The 19,741-nt window shown below is 72.4% G+C and carries 22 protein-coding genes; 12 read left to right on the top strand and 10 right to left on the bottom strand.

Translation table 11 applies throughout. From position 1 onward, the window contains the following. The first annotated feature begins 56 nt into the window (after positions 1 to 56). Positions 57 to 305: a hypothetical protein gene (locus ACIRP7_RS03335; RefSeq protein WP_352388780.1), complete on the top strand. Its 249-nt coding sequence runs from the start codon at positions 57 to 59 to the stop codon at positions 303 to 305. Here the strand turns inward: ACIRP7_RS03335 and ACIRP7_RS03330 are convergent. Next, positions 284 to 934, bottom strand: coding sequence for an HAD family hydrolase (locus tag ACIRP7_RS03330; protein WP_403653255.1), 651 nt, complete (start codon positions 932 to 934; stop codon positions 284 to 286). The two genes, ACIRP7_RS03335 and ACIRP7_RS03330, sit on opposite strands and share 22 nt — an antisense overlap. Positions 935 to 986: 52 nt before the next feature. Next, the gene (locus tag ACIRP7_RS03325; RefSeq protein ID WP_403653252.1) at positions 987 to 2,069 is read right to left on the bottom strand and encodes a hypothetical protein; all 1,083 of its coding nucleotides are present in this window, start codon (positions 2,067 to 2,069) and stop codon (positions 987 to 989) included. A 133-nt stretch (positions 2,070 to 2,202) separates the two neighbouring features. Here ACIRP7_RS03325 and ACIRP7_RS03320 point away from each other — a divergent pair, with 133 nt between their 5' ends. Continuing rightward, on the top strand, positions 2,203 to 4,728 hold the full coding sequence (locus tag ACIRP7_RS03320; RefSeq protein ID WP_403653249.1) for a helicase-associated domain-containing protein: 2,526 nt from the start codon (positions 2,203 to 2,205) through the stop codon (positions 4,726 to 4,728). A 306-nt stretch (positions 4,729 to 5,034) separates the two neighbouring features. On the opposite strand, the gene ACIRP7_RS03315 is transcribed toward ACIRP7_RS03320, so the two are convergent. Beyond that, entirely contained in the window at positions 5,035 to 5,577 is a 543-nt protein-coding gene (locus tag ACIRP7_RS03315) for a hypothetical protein (protein WP_403653247.1), read from the bottom strand. Between the two features lie 154 nt (positions 5,578 to 5,731). Between ACIRP7_RS03315 and ACIRP7_RS03310 the strand changes: the two genes are divergently transcribed. Further along, positions 5,732 to 7,375, top strand: coding sequence for a DNA repair helicase XPB (locus ACIRP7_RS03310; RefSeq protein ID WP_403653244.1), 1,644 nt, complete (start codon positions 5,732 to 5,734; stop codon positions 7,373 to 7,375). A 37-nt stretch (positions 7,376 to 7,412) separates the two neighbouring features. Here ACIRP7_RS03310 and ACIRP7_RS03305 read toward each other — a convergent pair whose 3' ends face one another. Next, positions 7,413 to 7,595, bottom strand: coding sequence for a hypothetical protein (locus ACIRP7_RS03305; RefSeq protein ID WP_352388792.1), 183 nt, complete (start codon positions 7,593 to 7,595; stop codon positions 7,413 to 7,415). 302 nt (positions 7,596 to 7,897) lie between these two features. Here ACIRP7_RS03305 and ACIRP7_RS03300 point away from each other — a divergent pair, with 302 nt between their 5' ends. Together ACIRP7_RS03300 and ACIRP7_RS03295 are read left to right on the top strand one after the other, a co-directional pair. Then, positions 7,898 to 9,976 carry a HelD family protein gene (locus ACIRP7_RS03300; RefSeq protein ID WP_403653242.1) on the top strand — a complete coding sequence of 693 codons (2,079 nt, stop codon included), beginning with the start codon at positions 7,898 to 7,900 and terminating at the stop codon, positions 9,974 to 9,976. Between the two features lie 42 nt (positions 9,977 to 10,018). Then, positions 10,019 to 10,846 (top strand): hypothetical protein, encoded by an 828-nt coding sequence (locus ACIRP7_RS03295; protein WP_403653239.1) that lies wholly within the window; start codon positions 10,019 to 10,021, stop codon positions 10,844 to 10,846. 97 nt (positions 10,847 to 10,943) lie between these two features. Here the strand turns inward: ACIRP7_RS03295 and ACIRP7_RS03290 are convergent, their stop codons facing one another. Beyond that, entirely contained in the window at positions 10,944 to 11,636 is a 693-nt protein-coding gene (locus tag ACIRP7_RS03290) for a copper homeostasis protein CutC (RefSeq protein ID WP_403653237.1), read from the bottom strand. 149 nt (positions 11,637 to 11,785) lie between these two features. Between ACIRP7_RS03290 and ACIRP7_RS03285 the strand changes: the two genes are divergently transcribed. Together ACIRP7_RS03285 and ACIRP7_RS03280 are read left to right on the top strand one after the other, a co-directional pair. Next, positions 11,786 to 12,427 carry a hypothetical protein gene (locus tag ACIRP7_RS03285; RefSeq protein ID WP_403653234.1) on the top strand — a complete coding sequence of 214 codons (642 nt, stop codon included), beginning with the start codon at positions 11,786 to 11,788 and terminating at the stop codon, positions 12,425 to 12,427. A 26-nt stretch (positions 12,428 to 12,453) separates the two neighbouring features. Next, positions 12,454 to 13,557 (top strand): GNAT family N-acetyltransferase, encoded by a 1,104-nt coding sequence (locus ACIRP7_RS03280; protein ID WP_403653232.1) that lies wholly within the window; start codon positions 12,454 to 12,456, stop codon positions 13,555 to 13,557. On the opposite strand, the gene ACIRP7_RS03275 is transcribed toward ACIRP7_RS03280, so the two are convergent. Both ACIRP7_RS03275 and ACIRP7_RS03270 read right to left on the bottom strand, forming a co-directional pair. Beyond that, the gene (locus tag ACIRP7_RS03275) at positions 13,522 to 13,821 is read right to left on the bottom strand and encodes a DUF4031 domain-containing protein (RefSeq protein ID WP_403653229.1); all 300 of its coding nucleotides are present in this window, start codon (positions 13,819 to 13,821) and stop codon (positions 13,522 to 13,524) included. The genes ACIRP7_RS03280 and ACIRP7_RS03275 overlap by 36 nt on opposite strands. Continuing rightward, positions 13,818 to 14,201 carry a hypothetical protein gene (locus tag ACIRP7_RS03270; RefSeq protein ID WP_352388802.1) on the bottom strand — a complete coding sequence of 128 codons (384 nt, stop codon included), beginning with the start codon at positions 14,199 to 14,201 and terminating at the stop codon, positions 13,818 to 13,820. Before ACIRP7_RS03270 ends, ACIRP7_RS03275 begins: the two co-directional genes overlap by 4 nt. Positions 14,202 to 14,256: 55 nt before the next feature. Here ACIRP7_RS03270 and ACIRP7_RS03265 point away from each other — a divergent pair, with 55 nt between their 5' ends. Both ACIRP7_RS03265 and murQ read left to right on the top strand, forming a co-directional pair. After that, positions 14,257 to 15,144, top strand: a complete 888-nt coding sequence (locus ACIRP7_RS03265; RefSeq protein WP_403653226.1) for a MurR/RpiR family transcriptional regulator — start codon at positions 14,257 to 14,259, stop codon at positions 15,142 to 15,144. Positions 15,145 to 15,208: 64 nt separating this feature from the next. Beyond that, positions 15,209 to 16,144 (top strand): N-acetylmuramic acid 6-phosphate etherase, encoded by a 936-nt coding sequence (gene murQ, locus ACIRP7_RS03260; protein WP_403653223.1) that lies wholly within the window; start codon positions 15,209 to 15,211, stop codon positions 16,142 to 16,144. Positions 16,145 to 16,154: 10 nt separating this feature from the next. Here murQ and ACIRP7_RS03255 read toward each other — a convergent pair whose 3' ends face one another. The 3 genes from ACIRP7_RS03255 to ACIRP7_RS03245 are packed head-to-tail and all read right to left on the bottom strand — an operon-like array spanning position 16,155 to position 17,912. Then, positions 16,155 to 16,793 carry a dihydrofolate reductase family protein gene (locus tag ACIRP7_RS03255; protein ID WP_403653221.1) on the bottom strand — a complete coding sequence of 213 codons (639 nt, stop codon included), beginning with the start codon at positions 16,791 to 16,793 and terminating at the stop codon, positions 16,155 to 16,157. A gap of 47 nt (positions 16,794 to 16,840) precedes the next feature. Then, on the bottom strand, positions 16,841 to 17,512 hold the full coding sequence (locus ACIRP7_RS03250) for a class I SAM-dependent methyltransferase (RefSeq protein ID WP_403653218.1): 672 nt from the start codon (positions 17,510 to 17,512) through the stop codon (positions 16,841 to 16,843). 7 nt (positions 17,513 to 17,519) lie between these two features. Further along, the gene (locus ACIRP7_RS03245; protein ID WP_403653215.1) at positions 17,520 to 17,912 is read right to left on the bottom strand and encodes a hypothetical protein; all 393 of its coding nucleotides are present in this window, start codon (positions 17,910 to 17,912) and stop codon (positions 17,520 to 17,522) included. A 115-nt stretch (positions 17,913 to 18,027) separates the two neighbouring features. On the opposite strand from ACIRP7_RS03245, the gene ACIRP7_RS03240 reads away from it, so the two are divergent. From ACIRP7_RS03240 to ACIRP7_RS03230, 3 genes are read left to right on the top strand one after another with little or no spacing between them, the layout of a single operon-like run. Then, positions 18,028 to 18,867, top strand: a complete 840-nt coding sequence (locus ACIRP7_RS03240; protein WP_403653212.1) for a Scr1 family TA system antitoxin-like transcriptional regulator — start codon at positions 18,028 to 18,030, stop codon at positions 18,865 to 18,867. Further along, positions 18,851 to 19,120 carry a DUF397 domain-containing protein gene (locus tag ACIRP7_RS03235; RefSeq protein WP_403653209.1) on the top strand — a complete coding sequence of 90 codons (270 nt, stop codon included), beginning with the start codon at positions 18,851 to 18,853 and terminating at the stop codon, positions 19,118 to 19,120. The genes ACIRP7_RS03240 and ACIRP7_RS03235 overlap by 17 nt, the downstream gene beginning before the upstream one ends. Before the next feature lie 25 nt (positions 19,121 to 19,145). Then, positions 19,146 to 19,685, top strand: coding sequence for a DinB family protein (locus ACIRP7_RS03230; protein WP_403653206.1), 540 nt, complete (start codon positions 19,146 to 19,148; stop codon positions 19,683 to 19,685). Positions 19,686 to 19,741 lie beyond the last annotated feature (56 nt).

The raw sequence follows: 19,741 nt of genomic DNA, 5'->3' as shown, positions 1-19,741 counted from the left end.
GCCGGTGACAAGACGTCCCCCGGTTGTTCCTTCGGGCAGGGAACTACCCTGGTCCGGTGCGTGACAAAACCCAAACGAATTCCGCCGCTCCCGGTGACCGACTGATCCGTGCCGGAGCCATCGTGTTCTTCATCGGCGCGGTGGCCACTTTGGTCACCGTGGCCCCGTTTCTGCTCGGAACGAAGCCATTTCCGACGTACATGTTCGGATTGAGCATGCTCATGGCCGTCGGGTTCGTGGTGGCCGGTGCGGGCGTGCTGCAATCGGTCGCGGCCGGAAGGCGTCAGGCGCGGGCCGGCCGGTAGTCCGCACGATAGGCCGAAAACCATCCCGGGAACTCGGTGAGATCGCCGAGGACGACATCGGCTCCGGCCTCGGTCAGTTCCTCCGCGCTGCACGGCCCCGTGGGCACCGCGACCGAGAACGCCCCGGCGATCCGCGCCCCGCGGACATCGCCGAGGTGGTCGCCGACGTACACGCTCGCGCCCTGCTCGCGCAGCGCCTCGCCCTTCTGCTCGGCCCACAGGTTGCCGATCACCGCGTCGGGCTCCATGCCCAGGTGCTTCATGTGCAGCTTGGCGTTGGGCTCCCACTTGGCCGTCACGACGATCGCCCGCCCGCCGGCCGCCTGTACGGCGTCCATGGCCTCGCGGGCGCCGGGCATCGCCAGGGTGCCGGTGATGGCGTACGACGGGTAGAGCTCGCGGTAAAGGTCCGCCATGGCCGGGACGCGGTCCGCCGGGAACCAGTTCGCCATCTCCTCCGCCAGCGGCGGCCCGAGCCGCGTGACCACCAGGTCGGCGTCGACGTACGTCCCGGTCCGCTCCGACAGCTCCACCCAGCAGGCGTGGATGCCGGGGCGGGAGTCGATGAGCGTCATGTCGAGGTCGAAGCCGACGGTGGGTCCGGGGACGGAGATGCTTGTAGAGGCCATATGGGTCATTGTGCCCGGGGCGCCGGGCGCGCGGACACCGGATTTCCGGGGCCTACCGGCGCCGCTGCGAGCGCCACACCAGGAACAGCGCCGACGCCACGGCCGCGCCCCGCACGACCCACGGCCAGGTCTCGGCGACCGCGTCGTTCATGTGGCCCCGAGCGATCGGCTCGCCCCAGCGGCCCTCGTTCCTCCCCCACAGCCACAGGAGCCCCGCGGTGAGCGAGAGGCTCGGCAGGAACACGACGGCCCATTTGGTCTCGGCGTCGGTCAGCCGGCGGGAGGCCCACGCGATGAGCCAGCCGACGACCAGGACGAGCAGGTTGCCGAGCACGGCACCGGCGACGAGCAGGGCGGCGGCGAGCAGGAGGAGGGGGTTGCTCCAGCCGCCGGCTCCGGGGACTGCGGCTCCGGGGACTGCGGCGCCGGAGCCCTTGACCCGGAAGAAACGGCGCCGGCGAACCGGGGCGGCCTCGACGACCGGTTCCGCGGGCTTGACGACCGTCTTCGGCCTCCACCAGGCCGTGCGGGTCTTCACCACCGGCGCGGGCGGGGCCTGCTCCACGGCGGGCGCGGGCTCGGGCTTCCGCTCCTCCTTGGGCGGCGGTGGCTTCAGCAGTTCCGGGATCTCCACTCCGCCCACGAACCCCGGCACGCTGTCGCCGACCCCGAAGGGGCTGCTGTCCACCCGCCACCAGTCGGGCTGCGCCGCGGTGTCGCCGAGTTCGTCCAGGCCGGCCAGATGGGGTCCGTTGGAGAGGTCGCGGGCGGGGGCGGGCTGCGGCGGGGTGTCGGGGCGCTGCCGGGGGACGGCCTTGCGCAGCCGCTTGGGCCGCTCGGGCTCCTCCGCCTCCCGGTCCCGCTGTACGGGCATGGCGACGACCGGCGCCTGCGGAGCGCTGTCCGCCGTACCTCCGGCGGCGGTGACCACCTCGTCGGGGCTGCCGAGCTTGGCGATGATCCGGCGGACGGCGGCGGGCGAGTCCACGGTGACCTTGGCGCGCCGCCGGTCGATCTCGTTGCGCAGTTCCGAGACGAGCCGCATACGGGTGGACGACGGCAACTGCCGCTGCTGCGCGACATCGCCGACGCGGCTCAGATACTCGTAGACGACCTGATCGCTCTCGATACCCACGAAGTCCCCTCCGGGGTTGGTGCGTTGGCTCCCCCGTGGGACGAAACTAGCGCACCGCACCCCGGGGCGCGCACCCCCGCCGACCCCGCCTGCCCGGCCCGGCCGCCGGGGGCAACCCGCTACCGTTGGTCGGATGAGCAACCCGGCCGTACCGCCGCGCTCCCTCGCGGAAGCGCTCCGGGCCAGGGACGACGCCTCCCTGGCCGCGCTTCTGCGTGCCCGCCCCGACCTCATCACGCCCGTCCCCACGGACCTGACCCAGCTCGCGACCCGGGCCGGGACGCGGGCGTCGGTGGTGCGGGCGCTGGAGCGGCTGGACCGTTTCACGCTGCAGACGGCGGAGGCGCTGGCGGTGGCGGCGGACCCGGCGCCGTACGGGGAACTGCTGGCGCTGCTGACCGGCGACGGCGGCGACCCGGCCGTGTCGGCGGCGCTCCCCCGCGCCCTTGCCGCCCTGCGGGAGCAGGCCCTGGTGTGGGGGGACGACGACCGGCTGCGGCTGGTGCGCACGGCCCGTGAGCTGCTCGCGCCCTCGCCGCAGCATCCCTCGCCGACCGGGCTCGGGCCGACCGTGCAGGAGGCCACCGCGGGGATGTCGCCGGGCCGTATCCAGGACATCGTCACGGCGGCGGGGCTCGGCTCGACCCACGACGCGGTGTCCGCGGTGGCGTCGCTGACGGCCCTGTTCACCGACCGCAAGCGGATGTCGGCGCTGCTCGCCGGACTCCCGGAGGAGTCGCGGGAGGTGCTCTCACGGCTGGTGTGGGGCCCGCCGTACGGCCAGGTCACCGCGGAGCCGGCGGCCCATCTGCGCCGTCTCCTGGACCTCGGGCTGCTGGTGCCGACGGCGCCCGGGACGGTCGTCCTGCCGCGCGAGGTCGCCCTGCATCTGCGCGGTGGCCGTGCGCACCGGGAGGTGGAGCCGCTGCCGCCGGTCGTGGAGCCCGCGGCGACCCACCGTCCACAGGTGGTGGACGCGACGGCGGCCGGGCAGGCGTACACCGCGCTCGCGACCGTCGAGGAGCTGCTGAGGGACTGGGACGAGGGCGGTCCCGCGGTGCTGCGGGCGGGCGGTCTGAGCGTCCGTGACCTCAAGCGCACGGCCGTCGCGCTGGACGTGGCGGAGCCGGTCGCCGCGTTCTGGGTCGAGCTGGCGTACGCGGCGGGCCTGCTGGCCTCCGACGGCGAGGCCGACGAGCGGTACGCGGCGACCCCGGCCCACGACGAGTGGCTGGAGCAGCCCGCGGCGCAGCGCTGGACCCGGCTGGCGGAGGCGTGGCTGACGGCGACGCGGGTGCCCGGTCTGGTGGGCGGCCGGGATGCGAAGGAGCGCACGCTCTCGACGCTGGGCCCGGGACTCGACCGCAGCGCGGCGCCGGCGGTACGGCACCGGGTGCTGACGCTGCTGGCGGGGCTGCCGGAAGGGGCGTCGCCGTCGAAGGAGTCGGTGCTGGCCCGGCTGCGCTGGGAGCGTCCGCTGCGGGGGCCGCAGCGCGAGGACGATCTGCGCTCACGGCTCGCCGAGTGGACGCTGGCGGAGGCGGAGCTGCTGGGAGTGACGGGGCGGGGGGCGCTGTCGGTGCACGGGCGGGCGTTGCTCGGCGTGGCCGCGCCGAAGACGCCGACCACGGCTCCGGAGGGCCCCGGCGACAAACTCCCCGTGCACCACCGTCCCCCTGTCACGGAGCCCCTCTCCCCTGTCGAGCAGGCCACCGCGTCCGCCGCGGCGGCCCGGCTGCTCGCACCGCTCCTGCCCGAGCCGCTCGACCACGTCCTGCTCCAGGCCGACCTGACGGCGGTGGCGCCCGGCCCCTTGCAGCGGTCGCTGGCCGAGGTGCTGGACGTCCTGGCCGACGTGGAGTCGAAGGGCGGGGCGACGGTCTACCGGTTCACCCCCGCGTCGGTACGCCGTGCTCTGGACGCCGGGCAGTCCGCCTCCGACCTGCACGCCTTCCTCGCCACGCACGCGCGTACGCCGGTGCCGCAGCCGCTGACGTACTTGATCGACGACGTGGCCCGCAGGCACGGCCACCTTCGGGTGGGCGCGGCCTCCGCGTACGTCCGCTGCGACGACGACGCCCTGCTCAACGAGATCCTCGCCGACAAGCGCGCCGCGAACCTGCGCCTGCGCCGCCTGGCCCCGACCGTCCTGGCCGCCCAGGCCGACCCGGCGTCGCTCCTTGACGGCCTGCGCGCGATGGGCTTCGCCCCGGCCGCAGAGTCCGCGGAGGGCGATGTCCTGATCACCCGGGCCCACGCCCACCGCACCCCGCCGCGCACCGCCCCCGAACCCGTCCCTGACGGCCCCCCGATTCCCGACGCGACCCTCCTGTCGGCCGCGATCCGCGCCATCCGGGCCGGCGACCTGGCCTCGACGACCCCCCGCCGGCAGTCCGACCAGTCCCTGCCCGCCAACGGCGCACTCCCCCGCACCAGCCCCGCCGAGACCCTCGCCACCATGCAGGCCGCCGTCCTCACCGGCGAGGCCCTGTGGATCGGCTACGTCAACGCCGAGGGCGCCGCCAGCCAGCGCGTCATCGCCCCCGTCCGCGTCGAGGGCGGCTTCGTGACGGCTTACGACCACACGGCGGACGAGGTCCGCACGTATCCGCTGCACCGGGTGACCGGGGTGGCGGAACTGGCGGAGGACACGGACTGACGACCGGCGGGGCGGGCCGCGCGGCCAGCGACCGGACTGCGGCCCGCCACGACCCTGGCCGGCACCCCGGACACCGCCGAGCCCTGGCCGACACCCGAGCGCGTCTCCGACGGAGGACGCGGACTGCCCCACCGGTGAGGCGAGGGCCGCGCGGCCAGCGACCGGACTGCGGCCAGCCACGCCCCTGGCCGGCCCCCCGGACACCGTCGAGCCCTGGCCGGCACCCGAGCGCGTCTCCGACGGAGGACGTGGACTGCCCCACCGGTGAGGCGAGGGCCGCGCGGTCAGTGACCGGACCGGGGCGGCTCAGCAGTCCGTGTTCACCGGGGCCGTGGCCGGCAGGCCGAAGTGGGTGCGGGCCGCCGATTCCAGCGGGGTGGAGGGCACGGTGGTGTCGAGTGCGGCGGTGGTGGCGTGGCCGAAGTGGGTCGTCAGCCACTCCGCGTTGCCGGCGCCCTCGGGCGGCTCCTCCTGCGACACGACCACGTAGTCGCCGTCGGCCTCCCGCCGCAGCCGCAGCACCTGGGGCACCTCGGCACCGCTGCACTCCACCAGCCGCCCCCCGCGCACCCCGTACTCCAGGCACAGCGTGCTGACGCCGGCCCGCACGAGTCCGTCCCGCTCGTCGAGGTCCAGCGCCTGCGCCCGGCAGAACCACCGGGCCCCGAGCCCGGGCTCGCTCTCCCCGTACCCGGTGCCGCGCGCCTGGTCCACGAGCCGCGCCTCGATGGGCGGCCGCACCCGGCTCCACAGGTCCGTGTCGACGTCCACCGGCCGCAGCGCCCAGACACCGGTCGTCACCAGCAGCACTGCCGCGCCCCCGCCGACCACCCATCTGCCCGCAGACATCCCCATGTGTCCTCCCCGGCCCAGTCCCGCCAGTCAAGACACACGAACGAGGGCCGAGGTTGCCCCGGGAGACCCGGCGGTCTCCTCGGCCTCCCTTGATCGTCCCCGGTTGAGGCACACTGGACGTTTGGCCCGTGCGGAAGGATGCCTGTACGTGAACGGTCCTCTCATCGTCCAGTCCGACAAGACCCTGCTGCTCGAGGTCGACCACGAGCAGGCCGACGAGTGCCGTCGGGCCATCGCGCCGTTCGCCGAGCTGGAGCGGGCGCCCGAGCACATCCACACCTACCGGGTGACCCCGCTGGGGCTGTGGAACGCGCGCGCCGCCGGACACGACGCCGAGCAGGTGGTCGACGCCCTGGTGCAGTACAGCCGGTATCCGGTGCCGCACGCCCTGCTCGTCGACGTCGCCGAGACGATGGACCGGTACGGGCGGCTCACGCTCAGCAAGCACCCGGCCCACGGGCTCGTGCTCACCACCACCGACCGGCCGGTGCTGGAGGAGATCCTGCGCTCGAAGCGGATCATCCCGCTGGTCGGGGCGCGGCTCGACCCGGACACCGTGGCCGTGCACCCCTCCGAGCGCGGGCAGATCAAGCAGACGCTGCTGAAGCTGGGCTGGCCCGCCGAGGACCTCGCCGGGTACGTCGACGGCGAGGCGCACGCGATCGAGCTGGACGAGGACGGGTGGGCGCTCAGGCCCTACCAGAAGCAGGCCGTGGAGAACTTCTGGCACGGCGGCAGCGGGGTCGTGGTGCTGCCCTGTGGTGCCGGTAAGACCCTCGTCGGCGCCGGGGCCATGGCGCAGGCCAAGTCGACCACCCTCATCCTCGTCACCAACACCGTCTCGGCCCGGCAGTGGAAGCACGAGCTCATCAAGCGCACCTCCCTGACCGAGGAGGAGATCGGCGAGTACAGCGGGACGCGGAAGGAGATCCGGCCCGTCACCATCGCCACCTACCAGGTGCTGACGACCCGGCGGAAGGGCGTCTACCCGCACCTGGAGCTCTTCGACTCCCGGGACTGGGGGCTCATCCTCTACGACGAGGTGCACCTGCTGCCGGCGCCCGTCTTCAAGTTCACCGCCGACCTCCAGGCCCGGCGGCGGCTGGGGCTGACCGCGACCCTCGTGCGGGAGGACGGGCGGGAGTCGGACGTCTTTTCACTGATCGGGCCCAAGCGGTTCGACGCGCCGTGGAAGGAGATCGAGGCGCAGGGCTACATCGCGCCGGCCGACTGCGTCGAGGTGCGGGTGAACCTCACCGACTCCGAGCGGCTCGCCTATGCCACCGCCGAGCAGGAGGAGAAGTACCGCTTCTGTGCCACGACCGCGACGAAGCGGAAGGTCACGGAGGCTCTGGTACGACGGTTCGCGGGCCAGCAGATCCTGGTGATCGGCCAGTACATCGACCAGCTCGACGAACTCGGCGAGCACCTGAACGCCCCCGTCATCAAGGGCGAGACCTCCAACGCCCAGCGCGAGAAGCTCTTCGAATCCTTCCGGCAGGGCGAGATCAGCGTGCTGGTGGTGTCCAAGGTCGCGAACTTCTCCATCGACCTGCCGGAGGCGACCGTCGCCATCCAGGTCTCGGGCACCTTCGGCTCCCGCCAGGAGGAGGCTCAGCGGCTCGGCAGGGTCCTGCGCCCGAAGGCGGACGGCCACCAGGCCCACTTCTACTCGGTGGTCGCCCGCGACACCATCGACCAGGACTTCGCCGCGCACCGCCAGCGGTTCCTGGCGGAACAGGGGTACGCCTACCGGATCGTGGACGCGGACGAGCTGCTCGCGGACAGCTGACCGGCGGCCACCTGCGGCTGCCGACGACTACCTGCGACTACCTGCGGCGGACGCCGGCTTCCTCGCCGTACTCGCCGAGTATGACGACGTCGAAGGCGGCACCGGCGAAGACGCGGATCGCCCGCAGGGCGTTGCCCAGGCGGTGGGTGCTGTGGGTACCGGAGAGGGGGGTCGCCCCGGACGGGCGACCGGGGGCTGGGGTGAAGGTCGCTGCGCTCATGCCTCCATAGTGGCTTTCGAGGCATAAGGAGGGCATCGGTCCCAGGTATCCACTTCTTGTGCTACCTGAGGACTGCCCGTGGGTGGCGCCACCCCGAGAGGAGGAGGGGCCATCCCTTAGGGGCCCGGGGGGTCGAGGGGCGGGGGTCCGGGGCCGGGGCGCGGGGAAATCCGTTGGCCTCCTCCCACGCCGCCCCTCTAGAATCTCCCCCCTTGCCCGCCTCCCTCACGGAGTGCCGCCGCCCGGACGGAAACCGGTCGGCATCCCACCACGCGGCCCGCAGCACCTTCGGAGGCACCCCCTTGTCCAGGCCGTCCACTCCTGTGCCCGCAGATCCCGTGCCCGCACACGACGACCCCCTCGCCCGCGAACGCTCCCACCTCGCCGGGTCCCGCGCCGCACTGCGCGCCATGCGCGAGGACGCCGAGTCGCTGGACATCAAGGACGTCACCGCGAACTGGGTCAACGCCGAGGTCCTGGCCCGCCAGATCGGCGAGCGCATCAAGTCGCTGGCCGACCTCAGCGACACCCCGCTGTTCTTCGGCCGCCTCGACTACCTGCACTCCCCCGGCGCCGACCGGGCCGAGGGCGCGGAGGGAGAGCGCTTCTACATCGGCCGCCGGCACGTCCACGACCACGACGGCGACCCGATGGTGATCGACTGGCGGGCGCCGGTCTCGCAGCCGTTCTACCGGGCGTCCAAGAAGGACCCGATGGACATCGGGCTGCGCCGCCGTTTCGGCTACACACGCGGCGAGATCACCGCCTACGAGGACGAGCACCTCTCCGACCCCGCCGAGGCCGCGGCCACCAGCAAGCTGCTCCAGCAGGAGATCGAGCGCCCGCGCGTCGGCCCGATGCGCGACATCGTGGCGACCATCCAGCCCGAGCAGGACGAGATCGTACGGTCGGGTCTCGGCGGCACGGTCTGTGTGCAGGGAGGTCCGGGTACCGGGAAGACCGCCGTCGGCCTGCACCGGGTCGCCTATCTCCTCTACGCCCACCGCGAGCGGCTCGCCCGCACCGGCACCCTCGTCATCGGGCCGAACCGGTCCTTCCTGCACTACATCGAGCAAGTGCTGCCCGCGCTGGGTGAGTTGACGGTGAAGCAGGCCACCGTCGACGACCTGGTCGCGGCGGGCCTTCAGGTGCGCGGCACCGATGACGCGGCCGCCGCGGTCCTCAAGGGCGACGCGAGGATGGCTCAGGTGCTCAGGCGGGCCGTCTACTCGCACGTGACCATGCCCACCGAGCCGGTGATGGTGGTGCGCGGGTCGCGCAGATGGCGGGTCCCGGCGTACGAGATCGAGGAGATCGTGAGGGAGCTGCTCGACCGGGGGATCCGGTACGGGGCCGCCCGCGAGGCGCTTCCGCAGCGGATCGCGCATGCCGTGCTGGTGCAGATGGAGCGGTCGGGGGAGGCGCCGGACGACCGGGTGCAGGACGCGGTGGCCCGCAATCCGGCGGTGAAGGCGGCGGTGAAGGCGATCTGGCCGCCGGTGGATCCGGCGAAGCTGGTGCTCCGGCTGCTGACGGACGCGGACTTCCTCGCCGTACACGCGGACGGGATCCTCGACGAGGACGAGCGCAAGACGATCCTGTGGGCGAAGCCGGTGCGGTCGGTGAAGTCGGCCAAGTGGTCTTCCGCGGACGCGGTGTTGATCGACGAGGCGACGGACATCGTGGAGCGCACGCACTCGCTGGGGCATGTGGTGCTCGACGAGGCGCAGGACCTGTCCCCCATGCAGTACCGGGCGGTCGGCCGCCGCTGCTCGACCGGTTCGGCGACGGTCCTCGGCGACCTGGCGCAGGGCACCACGCCGTGGGCGACGCGGAGTTGGGACGAGGCGCTGGCCCATCTCGGCAAGGCGGACGGGGTGATCGAGGAGCTGACGGCCGGTTTCCGCGTTCCGACGGACGTCATCACGTACGCCTCCCGTCTCCTCCCGCACATCGCGCCGGGTCTGGCGCCGGTCGCGTCGGTCCGTGAGAACCCGGGCTTCTTCGACGTGCGCGAGATCTCCGGTACGGGCGAAGTGGTCGCCGCGTGCGAGGAGTTGCTGCGCAATGAGGGTTCGACCGGTCTGATCGCGGCGGACGCCCGCGTCCCGGAACTGGCCGAGGCGCTGACGGCGGCGGGCATCCCGTACCTCGCCCCGGGTGAGGAGACCACGGCCGAGACCCGTCTGACCCTGGTCCCGGCGTCTCTCGCCAAGGGCCTCGAGTACGACTACGTCGTCCTGGACGAGCCGCAGGCGGTGGTGGACGGCGAACCGGACGAACGCACGGGCCTGCGACGGCTGTACGTGGCCCTGACCCGAGCGGTGTCAGGCCTGACCGTGACCCACACGGCCCCGCTGCCCGCGGCGCTCGCCGGGTAGGGTGCTGATCCGTTCCGCCATGTCCCCCCGGAGAGGCACCCGTTGAGCACGCCGCCGCCCTCGCACCCGGCGTATTCGCCGAATCCGGGGCCTTATCAGCAGACACCGGCTTCGGGGACCTACCAGCAGGCGCCGACGCCCGTCCCGGGGCCGTATCAGCAGCTGCCCGCCCCCGGGTGGCCGCAGCAGTACGGCGGCGGGCAGCCGGGGGCGGGCGGACCGGGGCCGGTGGCCTGTCAGATCTGCGGGGCGGCGCCCGCCGCGCCGGTGACGATCCGCGGTCACCAGGGGATGCTGGTGATCATGCGGTTCCTGAAGCGCGAGGGGATGTTCTGCCGCACCTGCGCGCTGGCGAGCTACAGGGACATGCAGGCGGACACGATGGTGCTGGGCTGGTGGGGTCCGCTGTCGCTGCTGATGACGCCCTTCACCCTGCTGGCCAACCTCGGCGCGCTGTCCGGCATCCGGCGCATACCCGAGCCGGTCACGGCGGGGTTCCGGCCGCCGCTGGATCCCGGCAAGCCGGTGTTCAGGCGGCCCGCCGGGATCCTCGCACTGATCCCGGTGGGACTGCTCGGCCTGGCGGTGTTCGCGTTCACGGTGCTGTTGGTCATCGGCCTTGTGGCGGGGCCCGTCGGGCTGCCGACAGGCTCCGGCGGCCATCAGAACCTGACGGTCGGCTCGTGCGCACGCAACAACGGCACCTGGGCCGACCAGGATCTCGAGAAGGTGGGCTGCGGCTCCGGCGACGCGCAGTTCCGCGTCGATGCGCCCGTGGACGCCACCTGCGCCTCGGGGGGCTACATCGCCGACCTGGAATACAGCGAGCACGACGACACCTCTCTGTGTCTGCACCCTCTGAAGAGCTAGGGCCTCGCGCCCACGCGGTGGAGCCGGCCCTGGGCCCCCGCGGTGGAGCCGCACATCGAGACCGCCCTGCGCCTTGGCCGGTTCCAGGCCCGCCCCCTCACCCCAGATCCAGCGCCCGCCGCCACTCCGCAACCGCCTCCGCCGACACCGGCACCCCCCAGCCCTCCGGCCTCGCCGCCCCGCCGATGTGGAAGGCGTCGATGCCTGCCGCCCGGAGTCTCGGGACGTGGTCCAGTCGTAGGCCTCCGCCGACCAGGAGCTGGGGCTCGTATCCCGGGTCCCCCGCCCTCGACGCCTCCGCGAGGAGCACCGGGAGCCCCTCGTCGACGCCCGCCGCCGAGCCTGCGGTGAGGTAGGTGTCCAGACCCGGGAGATCGGCCAGCTGCTTGCGCAGGGCGTCCCGGTCCGCCGCGTGGTCGATGGCCCGGTGGAAGGTCCAGCGGCACCCGTCCAGCGCCCCGACGACCCGCTCCACGGCCCTCAGGTCCACCTCGCCGTCCGTGTGCAGGAACCCCAGCACGAACTCCTCGGCCCCGGTGTCCCGCATCTCCCCCGCCGCCCGGACCACCCGCGAGACGTCCCCGGCGCCGAACCCGCCCGACAACCGCAGCATCACCCGCAGCGAGATGTCCACGGCCCCCCGGATCTCCGCGACCGTCGCGACCGCCGGCGTCAGACCGTCCGCCGCCATGTCGGTCACCAGTTCCAGCCGGTCCGCGCCTCCGGCCTGGGCGGCGATCGCGTCCTCGGCGTCGAGGGCGATCACCTCCAGGACTGCACGCTTGCTCATGGGACCCCATTCGTCGACGGTCTCGGGCGGCTACAGGTCTGACAGGTCTTTCAGGCCTTACAGGTCTAGTCCAATTCCAGAATACGCCGATACAGGGCCCCCCTCACCAGTGCACCCCGCGAACGGCTGACGCGCGGGACAATGAGGCCATGGCCGATCTCGACGACCTCCGCGACCGTTTCGTCCGTGCTCTGGAGAGCGCCCGGGCCGGTGACGGCCCCGACCCGGCGCCGTACGCCGACAACCTCCTCGGCCGCTGGCAGGAGCCGCAGCGGCGCTACCACACGCTCTCCCACCTGACGGCGGTCCTCGACCACATCGACGTACTGCAGGAGTACGCGGACGACCCGGACCTGGTGCGTCTCGCGGCCTGGTTCCACGACGCCGTCTACCTCCCGGACCGCTCGGAGAACGAGGAGCGCTCCGCCCGTCTCGCCGAACGCGCCCTCCCGGAGGCCGGACTCACCCAGCGAGGCACGGCCGAGGTCGCCCGCCTGGTCCGTCTCACCACCGACCACGATCCCGCCGACGACGACCGCGACGGCCAGGTCCTCTGCGACGCCGACCTCGCGATCCTCGCCGCCCCGCCCTCCGCGTACGCCGCCTACACGGCCGCCGTCCGCGAGGAGTACGGCTTCGTCCCGACCGACGCCTTCCGCGCGGGCCGGTCCGCGGTCCTGCGTCAACTGCTCGAACTGCCCCGGCTGTTCAGGACGCCGTACGGGGAACGGGAATGGGAGGCCACGGCCCGTTACAACCTCACCTCGGAGCTGGAAATGCTGTCGCTCTAGGGCGCCCGGCGCCTTAGCCTGCCCGCATGGCAGACATGGGCGCGGAACGGGTGACGGAGGCCGTCGCGGACGCGGTGGCGGTGCTGCGGGCGGCGGTGGACCGGGACTGGTCCGGGGTACCGGCCGGCCGGGTGGAGTGGAGCTGTCTGAAGACGGCCGAGCACATCGCGAGCAACCTGATCGCGTACGCGGGGCAGTTGGCGGGCCGAGCACAGGACAGGTGGGTCCCCTTCGAGATCCACCTCGACGACGGCACGGACGCCGAGGGCGCCCTCCAGGTGATCGAGACGGCGGGCACCCTCTTCGCCGCCACGATCCGCACCACCCCGCGCGAGGTCCGCGCCTTCCACCCGTACCCCTTCCGCAGCGCGAACCGCGTGGGCTTCGCCGCGATGGGCATCGCCGAGGTCCTGCTGCACACGTACGACATCGCGGCCGGACTGGGCCTGCCGTACGAGCCCCCCGCCCGGCTCCCCGAGTACGTCCTGACGCGGATCTTCCCCGAGGTCCAGCCCGGCCCCGACCCGTGGCGCACCCTCCTGTGGGCCACCGGCCGCGGCGACCTGCCCGGCCGCGCCCCGCGCACCCAGTGGCGCTGGAGCAACAACCTGGTCCTGCCCACCGAACGCCTGACTCTCCAGGGCGTCACGCCCGCGTCCGCCGCCGAACTGGCCGCAGGCGGCGACGGGGACTTCGAGTGGGTCGGGGACGGCCCATTCGAGGGCACCCGCGAGGCCGCCGGCATGACCATCAAGGCCTACGAGGCGGGCGTCCACCGCCCGGAGTTCGGCCTCTTCGTCCTCGTACGGCGGGAGGACGGCCGGGCGATCGGCGGCATGGGCTTCCACGGCGCCCCGGACGAGGACGGCCGAGCGGAGGTCGGCTACGACCTCGCCGAGAGCGCCCGAGGCCAGGGCTACGCCACGGAGGCCCTGCGCGCCCTGAGCGACTGGGCCCTGGCCCGCGACGACGTGCGCAGCCTCTGCGCCACCATCGAGCCCGACAACGCGGCCTCGCAGCGGGTCATCGCCCGCGCCGGATTCGTCCGGGCGACCGTGGAGGAGGAGCAGACGTACGGGGAGGCGGAGCCGGGGCTACGGCTGTACGTCCTTTCCGGCGGGGCCGGTTGACCACGCGCGGCCTTTGGGTCGCCGCAGTCCCGCACCCGTGAGCAGCCGCACCACCTCCCGACTGCTCACCTCCACCGCGCCCGCGGCGACGACATCGGCGTACCGGTGTGACGGGATGTCGTAGTGGTCGCGCTCGAAGGCACGCCTGGGGACGCCCACCTCCTCGGCGAACGCGTGGAGTTCCTCGAAAGAGGTGTCGCTGACCAGGTGGGACCACATGCGGCCGTGGCCCGGCCAGGTGGGTGGGTCGACGTAGACGGTCACGAGGGGGCGCTCCCGCCCGCCGCGGTCCCGAGCGAGCCGACCGCCGCCACCTTCACGCCCGCCTTGTGGCACACCCAGTGCGGATCGGGGCCCAGTTCCGGCTCGACCTCCAGGGCGTGCGGGTCACCGGAGCCGCACACCGGGCACAGGGGCCAGCGGCCGTAGCGTTCGAGCAGCGCGTCCTGGACGTCCTGGGCGACCAGCCCCGGCACGAATTCCGCGCCCTCGGGCCACTGCTCCACCCACCAGCGGCGCTGTACTACGGAGTCCTCGACCAGCGACACCACGTCGGGCGCGGCGACCTCCCCCGCGGCCAGATCGGCGAGGACACGGGCGCGGGCGGTGTGCAGGGCCTGCTCAAGTGGACCAATGGACTCCATGGAGCCATTGTGCGCGCTCTTGACCACCGGCCCGGGCCGAAAATATCTTTCAGGCGTGCCCCAGGAAGTGAAGGAAATTTTCGGCAGCGCTCTCGCCTCGAAGGTGCGCACGCTGGGTCCGTCCATGACCCGTTCCATGCAGCGGGTCGCCGAGGCCGTCTCGAAGGACCCCGCGGGGTGCGCGGCACTCACCGTCACGGGCCTCGCCGAGCTCACGGGGACGAGTGAGGCCACGGTGGTGCGAACGGCCCGGATCCTCGGCTACCCCGGCTACCGCGACCTGCGGCTCGCCCTCGCCGGGCTGGCCGCGCAGCAGCAGTCCGGGCGGTCGCCCGCGATCACCACGGACATCGCGGTGGACGATCCGATCGCGGACGTGGTCGCCAAGCTCGCCTACGACGAGCAGCAGACCCTCGCGGACACGGCGGCCGGTCTCGACACCGTGCAGCTGGGGGCGGCGGTCGCCGCGACGGCCTCGGCGCGGCGGATCGACGTGTACGGCGTGGGGGCCTCGGGGCTCGTCGCGCAGGACCTCACACAGAAGCTGCTGCGAATAGGGCTGATAGCGCAGGCGCACAGCGACCCGCACCTCGCGGTGACGAACGCCGTGCAGCTACGGGCCGGGGATGTCGCGATCGCGATCACGCACTCGGGCTCGACCGGGGATGTCATCGAGCCGCTGCGGGTCGCGTTCGAGCACGGGGCCACGACCGTCGCCATCACCGGGCGGCCGGACGGGCCGGTGGCGCAGTACGCCGACCAGGTGCTGACCACGTCCACGGCGCGGGAGAGTGAGCTGCGGCCGGCCGCGATGTCGTCCCGGACCAGTCAGCTGCTGGTGGTGGACTGCCTGTTCGTGGGGGTGGCGCAGCGGACGTACGAGACGGCGGCGCCGGCGCTCTCCGCGTCCTATGAGGCACTGGCGCACCGGCACCGCCGGTAAACACGGCTGGCAGTAGACACGCCCCACCCGCCAGACGTCGGTGACGAAGAAAGAGCCGATTTCCATGACCTCCACCTCCGACCCCCGTGATCTGCAAGCTCAGCTGGAGTCACTGACCACCGAGGCCTTCCGGCCCGAGCTCGCCGACATCGACCGGCTGCCGACCCTCGACATCGCCCGGCTGATGAACGGCGAGGACACCTCCGTGCCCGCCGCGGTGTCCCGGCAGCTGCCCGGGATCGCCGCCGCCATCGACGCGATCGCCGACCGGATGGCCCGTGGCGGCCGGCTGATCTACGCCGGTGCCGGCACCGCCGGACGCCTCGGCGTACTGGACGCCTCCGAGTGCCCGCCGACCTTCAACACGGACCCGGCGCAGGTCGTGGGCCTGATCGCGGGTGGCCCCGGGGCCCTGGTCACGTCCGTCGAGGGGGCGGAGGACTCCGCGGAGCTGGCGCGGGCCGACCTCGATGGGCTCGCGGTGACCACCCTGGACACGGTGGTCGGGGTGTCCGCGTCCGGCCGTACCCCGTATGCCGTGGGCGCGGTTCAACACGCCCGCGCGCAGGGGGCGTTGACGGTCGGCCTGTCCTGCAACGCGGGCAGCGCGCTGGCGGCCGCGGCCGATCACGGCATCGAGGTCGTCGTCGGCCCCGAACTGCTCACCGGCTCCACCCGCCTCAAGGCCGGCACCGCCCAGAAGCTCGTCCTCAACATGCTGTCGACGATCACGATGATCCGGCTCGGCAAGACCTACGGAAACCTGATGGTCGATGTCCGCGCCTCCAACGACAAGCTGCGCGCCCGCTCCCGCCGTATCGTCGCCCTGGCCACCGGCGCCGACGACGAGGAGGTCGAGCGCGCCCTGGCCGCGACGGACGGCGAGGTCAAGAACGCGATCCTGACGATCCTGGCCGACGTGGACGGCCCCACGGCGGCCCGGCTGCTGGAGGAGACGGGGGGCCACCTGCGGGCGGCGCTGGCGGCGAGGACCCGCTAGCAGGACGTGTTCAGCGGCGGACGAGCCGCGCGTGGGTCACGTTCGGCGAGCTGACCAGCTCGGACACGCGGTAGCCGTCGATCCCCTCGCCCAGGTCGTCGAGCAGCCGCTCGCCGCGGCCGATGAGGAGCGGCGCGATCGCCACGTGCAGTTCGTCGATCAGTCCGGCGCGCAGATACTGCCGGATGACCGCCGCCCCGCCGCCGATCCGGACGTCCTTGCCGTCCGCGGCGTCGAAGGCGCGCCGCAGGACCGCCTCCGGCGGCTCGTCGGTGAAGTGGAAGGTGGTGCCGCCGGCCATCTCCAGTGCCGGGCGCAGATGGTGGGTGTGGACGAAGACGTCGTGGTGGTAGGGCGGGTTCTCGCCCCACCAGCCCTGCCAGGACTCGTCCTCCCACGGCCCGCGCTGCGGACCGAACATGTTCCGCCCCATGATCGTGGCGCCGATGTTCTGATCACCGCGGACGAAGTGGTCGACGTCGGTCCCGGTCTTCCCCGCGGCCGCGTCCTCGGACGCGGAGATGAACCAGCTGTGCAGCTCGTCGCCCCAGCCGACGCCGTCGCCGAACGGGGCGTCCAGTCGCTGGTTCGGACCGGCCATGAAGCCGTCGAGGGAGATCGTCACGTTGTGGACCCGGACCTTGGGCATGGCCTTCACCTCTCGTGGGATGTCGTGCTCTCTCACCCCTGCGTCGTTCAGAGCCTGCCTGGATCGACATCCCCGCGCACCTTTTTCCAGACGAGGGTGTATCGCCAGAAGAGCCGCCGCCGCAGCCGGACCCCGGGGAGGATGCGGCGGGCTTCCCGGACGAACTCGGTGTGGGGGACGTCGGCCGGCCGGGTCGGGGCGGTCATCGCGACGGGACGCCGTGGTGCCCTGCGTCCCCTGTTCTTGACCCACCCGGTGACCAGGTTGAGCGGTACGGACGCGAGGCCGAGGAGTGTCTGGACGCGGGTGTCTTCTCGCGTCAGCCCGACGATCACCAGCGTTCCACCGGGGGCCAGCTGTTGCCGGAAGCGGGTGAGGGTCTCGGTCAGGGGAAGGTGGTGGAGTACGGCGACGCAGGTGATGACGTCGTAGGGGGCACCTTCGTCGTACGACAGCGCGTCCGCGACGGAGAAGGTGACGGGGAGATCGGGGCCGGTCAACTCCCCTGCTTTGTCGATGATTCGCTCGTCGACGTCGATGCCGTGGACCTGTCTCGCGCGCGTGGCCAGCAGCCGGGCCAGGTCGCCGGAACCGCAGCCGACGTCCACGGCGCGGTCGAAGCGGCGGGGCAACTGGCGCATGAGCCACGGGTGGAAGTGGGCGTTGTGGGACCACGGGTGGGCGTCGTTGAAGCGAGCGAGGGCGTCCAGGAGAGGCATGGTTCATTCAACAGGGCAGCCGTCCCTCCCTGTTGGCCTTCCGCGCCCTGGCCCGTAGTACGTCGGCCTGTGGGGCGGGCCCGGTGGACTCCGGTGGACAGTCCCACTCCCGCCCGCCACCGAGGGGCCTGAGCTGGACTCTTCCGCCCAGGTGTCCCATCACCTCCCCCACGCGCCCGTCCCGCTCGTCGACGACGTACGACCCCACCGGCGGCCGCTCCCCGCGCAGTACGGACGCCAGCCGCTCGGCCGTCCGTACGTTGCAGCGCCCCAGGTCGACCAGCGGGAAGGGCTCGCCACCGGCGCCGGTGAGGGGGTCGACCGCGAGGGACGGCAACACGACGCCTACGCCGGTGAGTGCCTCCCGCAGGGACTCCAGGACTTCTTGGGTGGACCGCACGCTTCCTCCATCGGCACGCAGGGTTGGTGATTCGCAACACAGCGTGTCGGGTGCGGCTCTAACCTGGCCAGACAGGGCGTCCCAACAACCTCGTCTGCTGGATCGGGAGCTGGGCATGGCAGGACCGAAGGATCTGGACCCGTCGTCGTCACCGAGGGCGCTGCTGGGCGCGGAGTTGCGGCACGCGCGGGAGAAGGCGGGGCTGAGCCAGGAGGAGCTGGGGCAACGGCTGTTCGTGAGCGGGTCGTTCGTGGGGCAGTTGGAGGCGGGTACGCGGAGGATGCAACCGGATGTCGCGCGACAGCTGGACGAGGTACTCGGAACCGACGGGTTCTTCCAGCGGAACTGCGCGGCAGCGGCCAAGTCCAAGTACCTGGAGGACTTCGCGGAGGCGGCGGAGGCCGAGGCTCAAGCCACGGCGATCAGGCAATACGCGCCGCTCCTGATCCCTGGCCTGCTGCAGACGTCCGCGTACGCACGTGCCGTGAACCGTGCGTACGATCCGACGGCACCGGAGGAGACCATCGACGAGTGGGTGGACGGCCGGTTGGAACGAATCCGTCTGCTCGACCATCCAACAAAGCCGGTGTTGTGGGCAGTGCTTGACGAGGCAGCGATGCGCCGGGAGACCGGTGGCCGGGCGGTAATGGCGGAGGCTCTGCGCCACATCGCCGGCCTGGCCCGCCGGAACCGGGTCATCGTGCAGGTTCTGCCACTCAGCGCGGGAGCGCACGCGGCGATGGACGGTGCCCTGAAGCTGATGGAGTTCGAGGAGGCACCTCCGCTGGTCTACTTCGAGGGGGTCGGCACCGGCCGGCTGGAGGACGACCCGGCCACCGTCTCCCAACTGAGGTTCACGTTCGATCTCCTCGTGGCCTCCGCGCTCTCGCAGGAGAAGTCCCTGGTCCTGATCGAGTCGTTGGCGCAGGATTACAGCCATGAGGAACATTCCTGACCACGACCTGAGTACAGCCACCTGGCACAAGTCGAGCTACAGCGGCGGCGGCGGAAACGACTGCCTCGAAATCGCCCGCTGGCGCAAGTCGACGTACAGCGGCGGCACAGGCGGCGACTGCCTCGAAGTATCCGACGGTCATCCCACCACCGTCCCCGTCCGCGACTCCAAGACCCCCCACGGCCCGAAGCTCATGCTCCGGCCGGAGTCATGGTCCGCCTTCGTCGAGGCGGTCGTAGAGGTCAGGATCTGACCTATACGGCTCCTAGCGTGGTCCCATGACCGACACCACACACACCACCGCCACCACCACCGACGAGCGCACCGACCTGCTTGAGGCGCTGGCCCACAGCCGGCGCTTCCTACGCTTCACGACCCGCGATCTCACCGACGAGCAGGCCGGGCAGCGGACCACCGCCAGCGAACTCTGTCTGGGCGGCCTGATCAAGCACGTCACGTCGGTGGAGCGGAACTGGGCGGACTTCATCCTCAACGGCCCCGCGGCCATGCCCGACTTCAGCGCGATGACCGAGGAAGACTTCGCCCGGCGGGCCGACGAGTTCCGGATGCAGCCCGGCGAGACGCTGGCCGGCGTGCTGGCCGACTACGACGAGACGGCCCGCCGCACCGACGAACTCGTCACCGCCCTGCCCGACCTGAACGTCTCTCACCCGCTGCCCAAGGCGCCCTGGAACGAGCCCGGGGCCCGCTGGTCGGCCCGCAGGGTGCTGCTGCACATCGCCGCCGAGACCGCCCAGCACGCGGGTCACGCCGACATCATCCGCGAATCCCTGGACGGCGCCAAGAGCATGGGCTGACCGGTCCCGAAGCTCAAGCCTCCAGCTCCGAGCCCTCTTTTCAAGGAATGGGTGGA

The sequence above is a fragment of the Streptomyces sp. NPDC102270 genome, from assembly GCF_044766405.1.
GTDB lineage: Bacteria > Actinomycetota > Actinomycetes > Streptomycetales > Streptomycetaceae > Streptomyces.
Note: the sequence above shows the minus strand (reverse complement) of the source record. Positions and strands in the feature narration are given on the sequence as shown.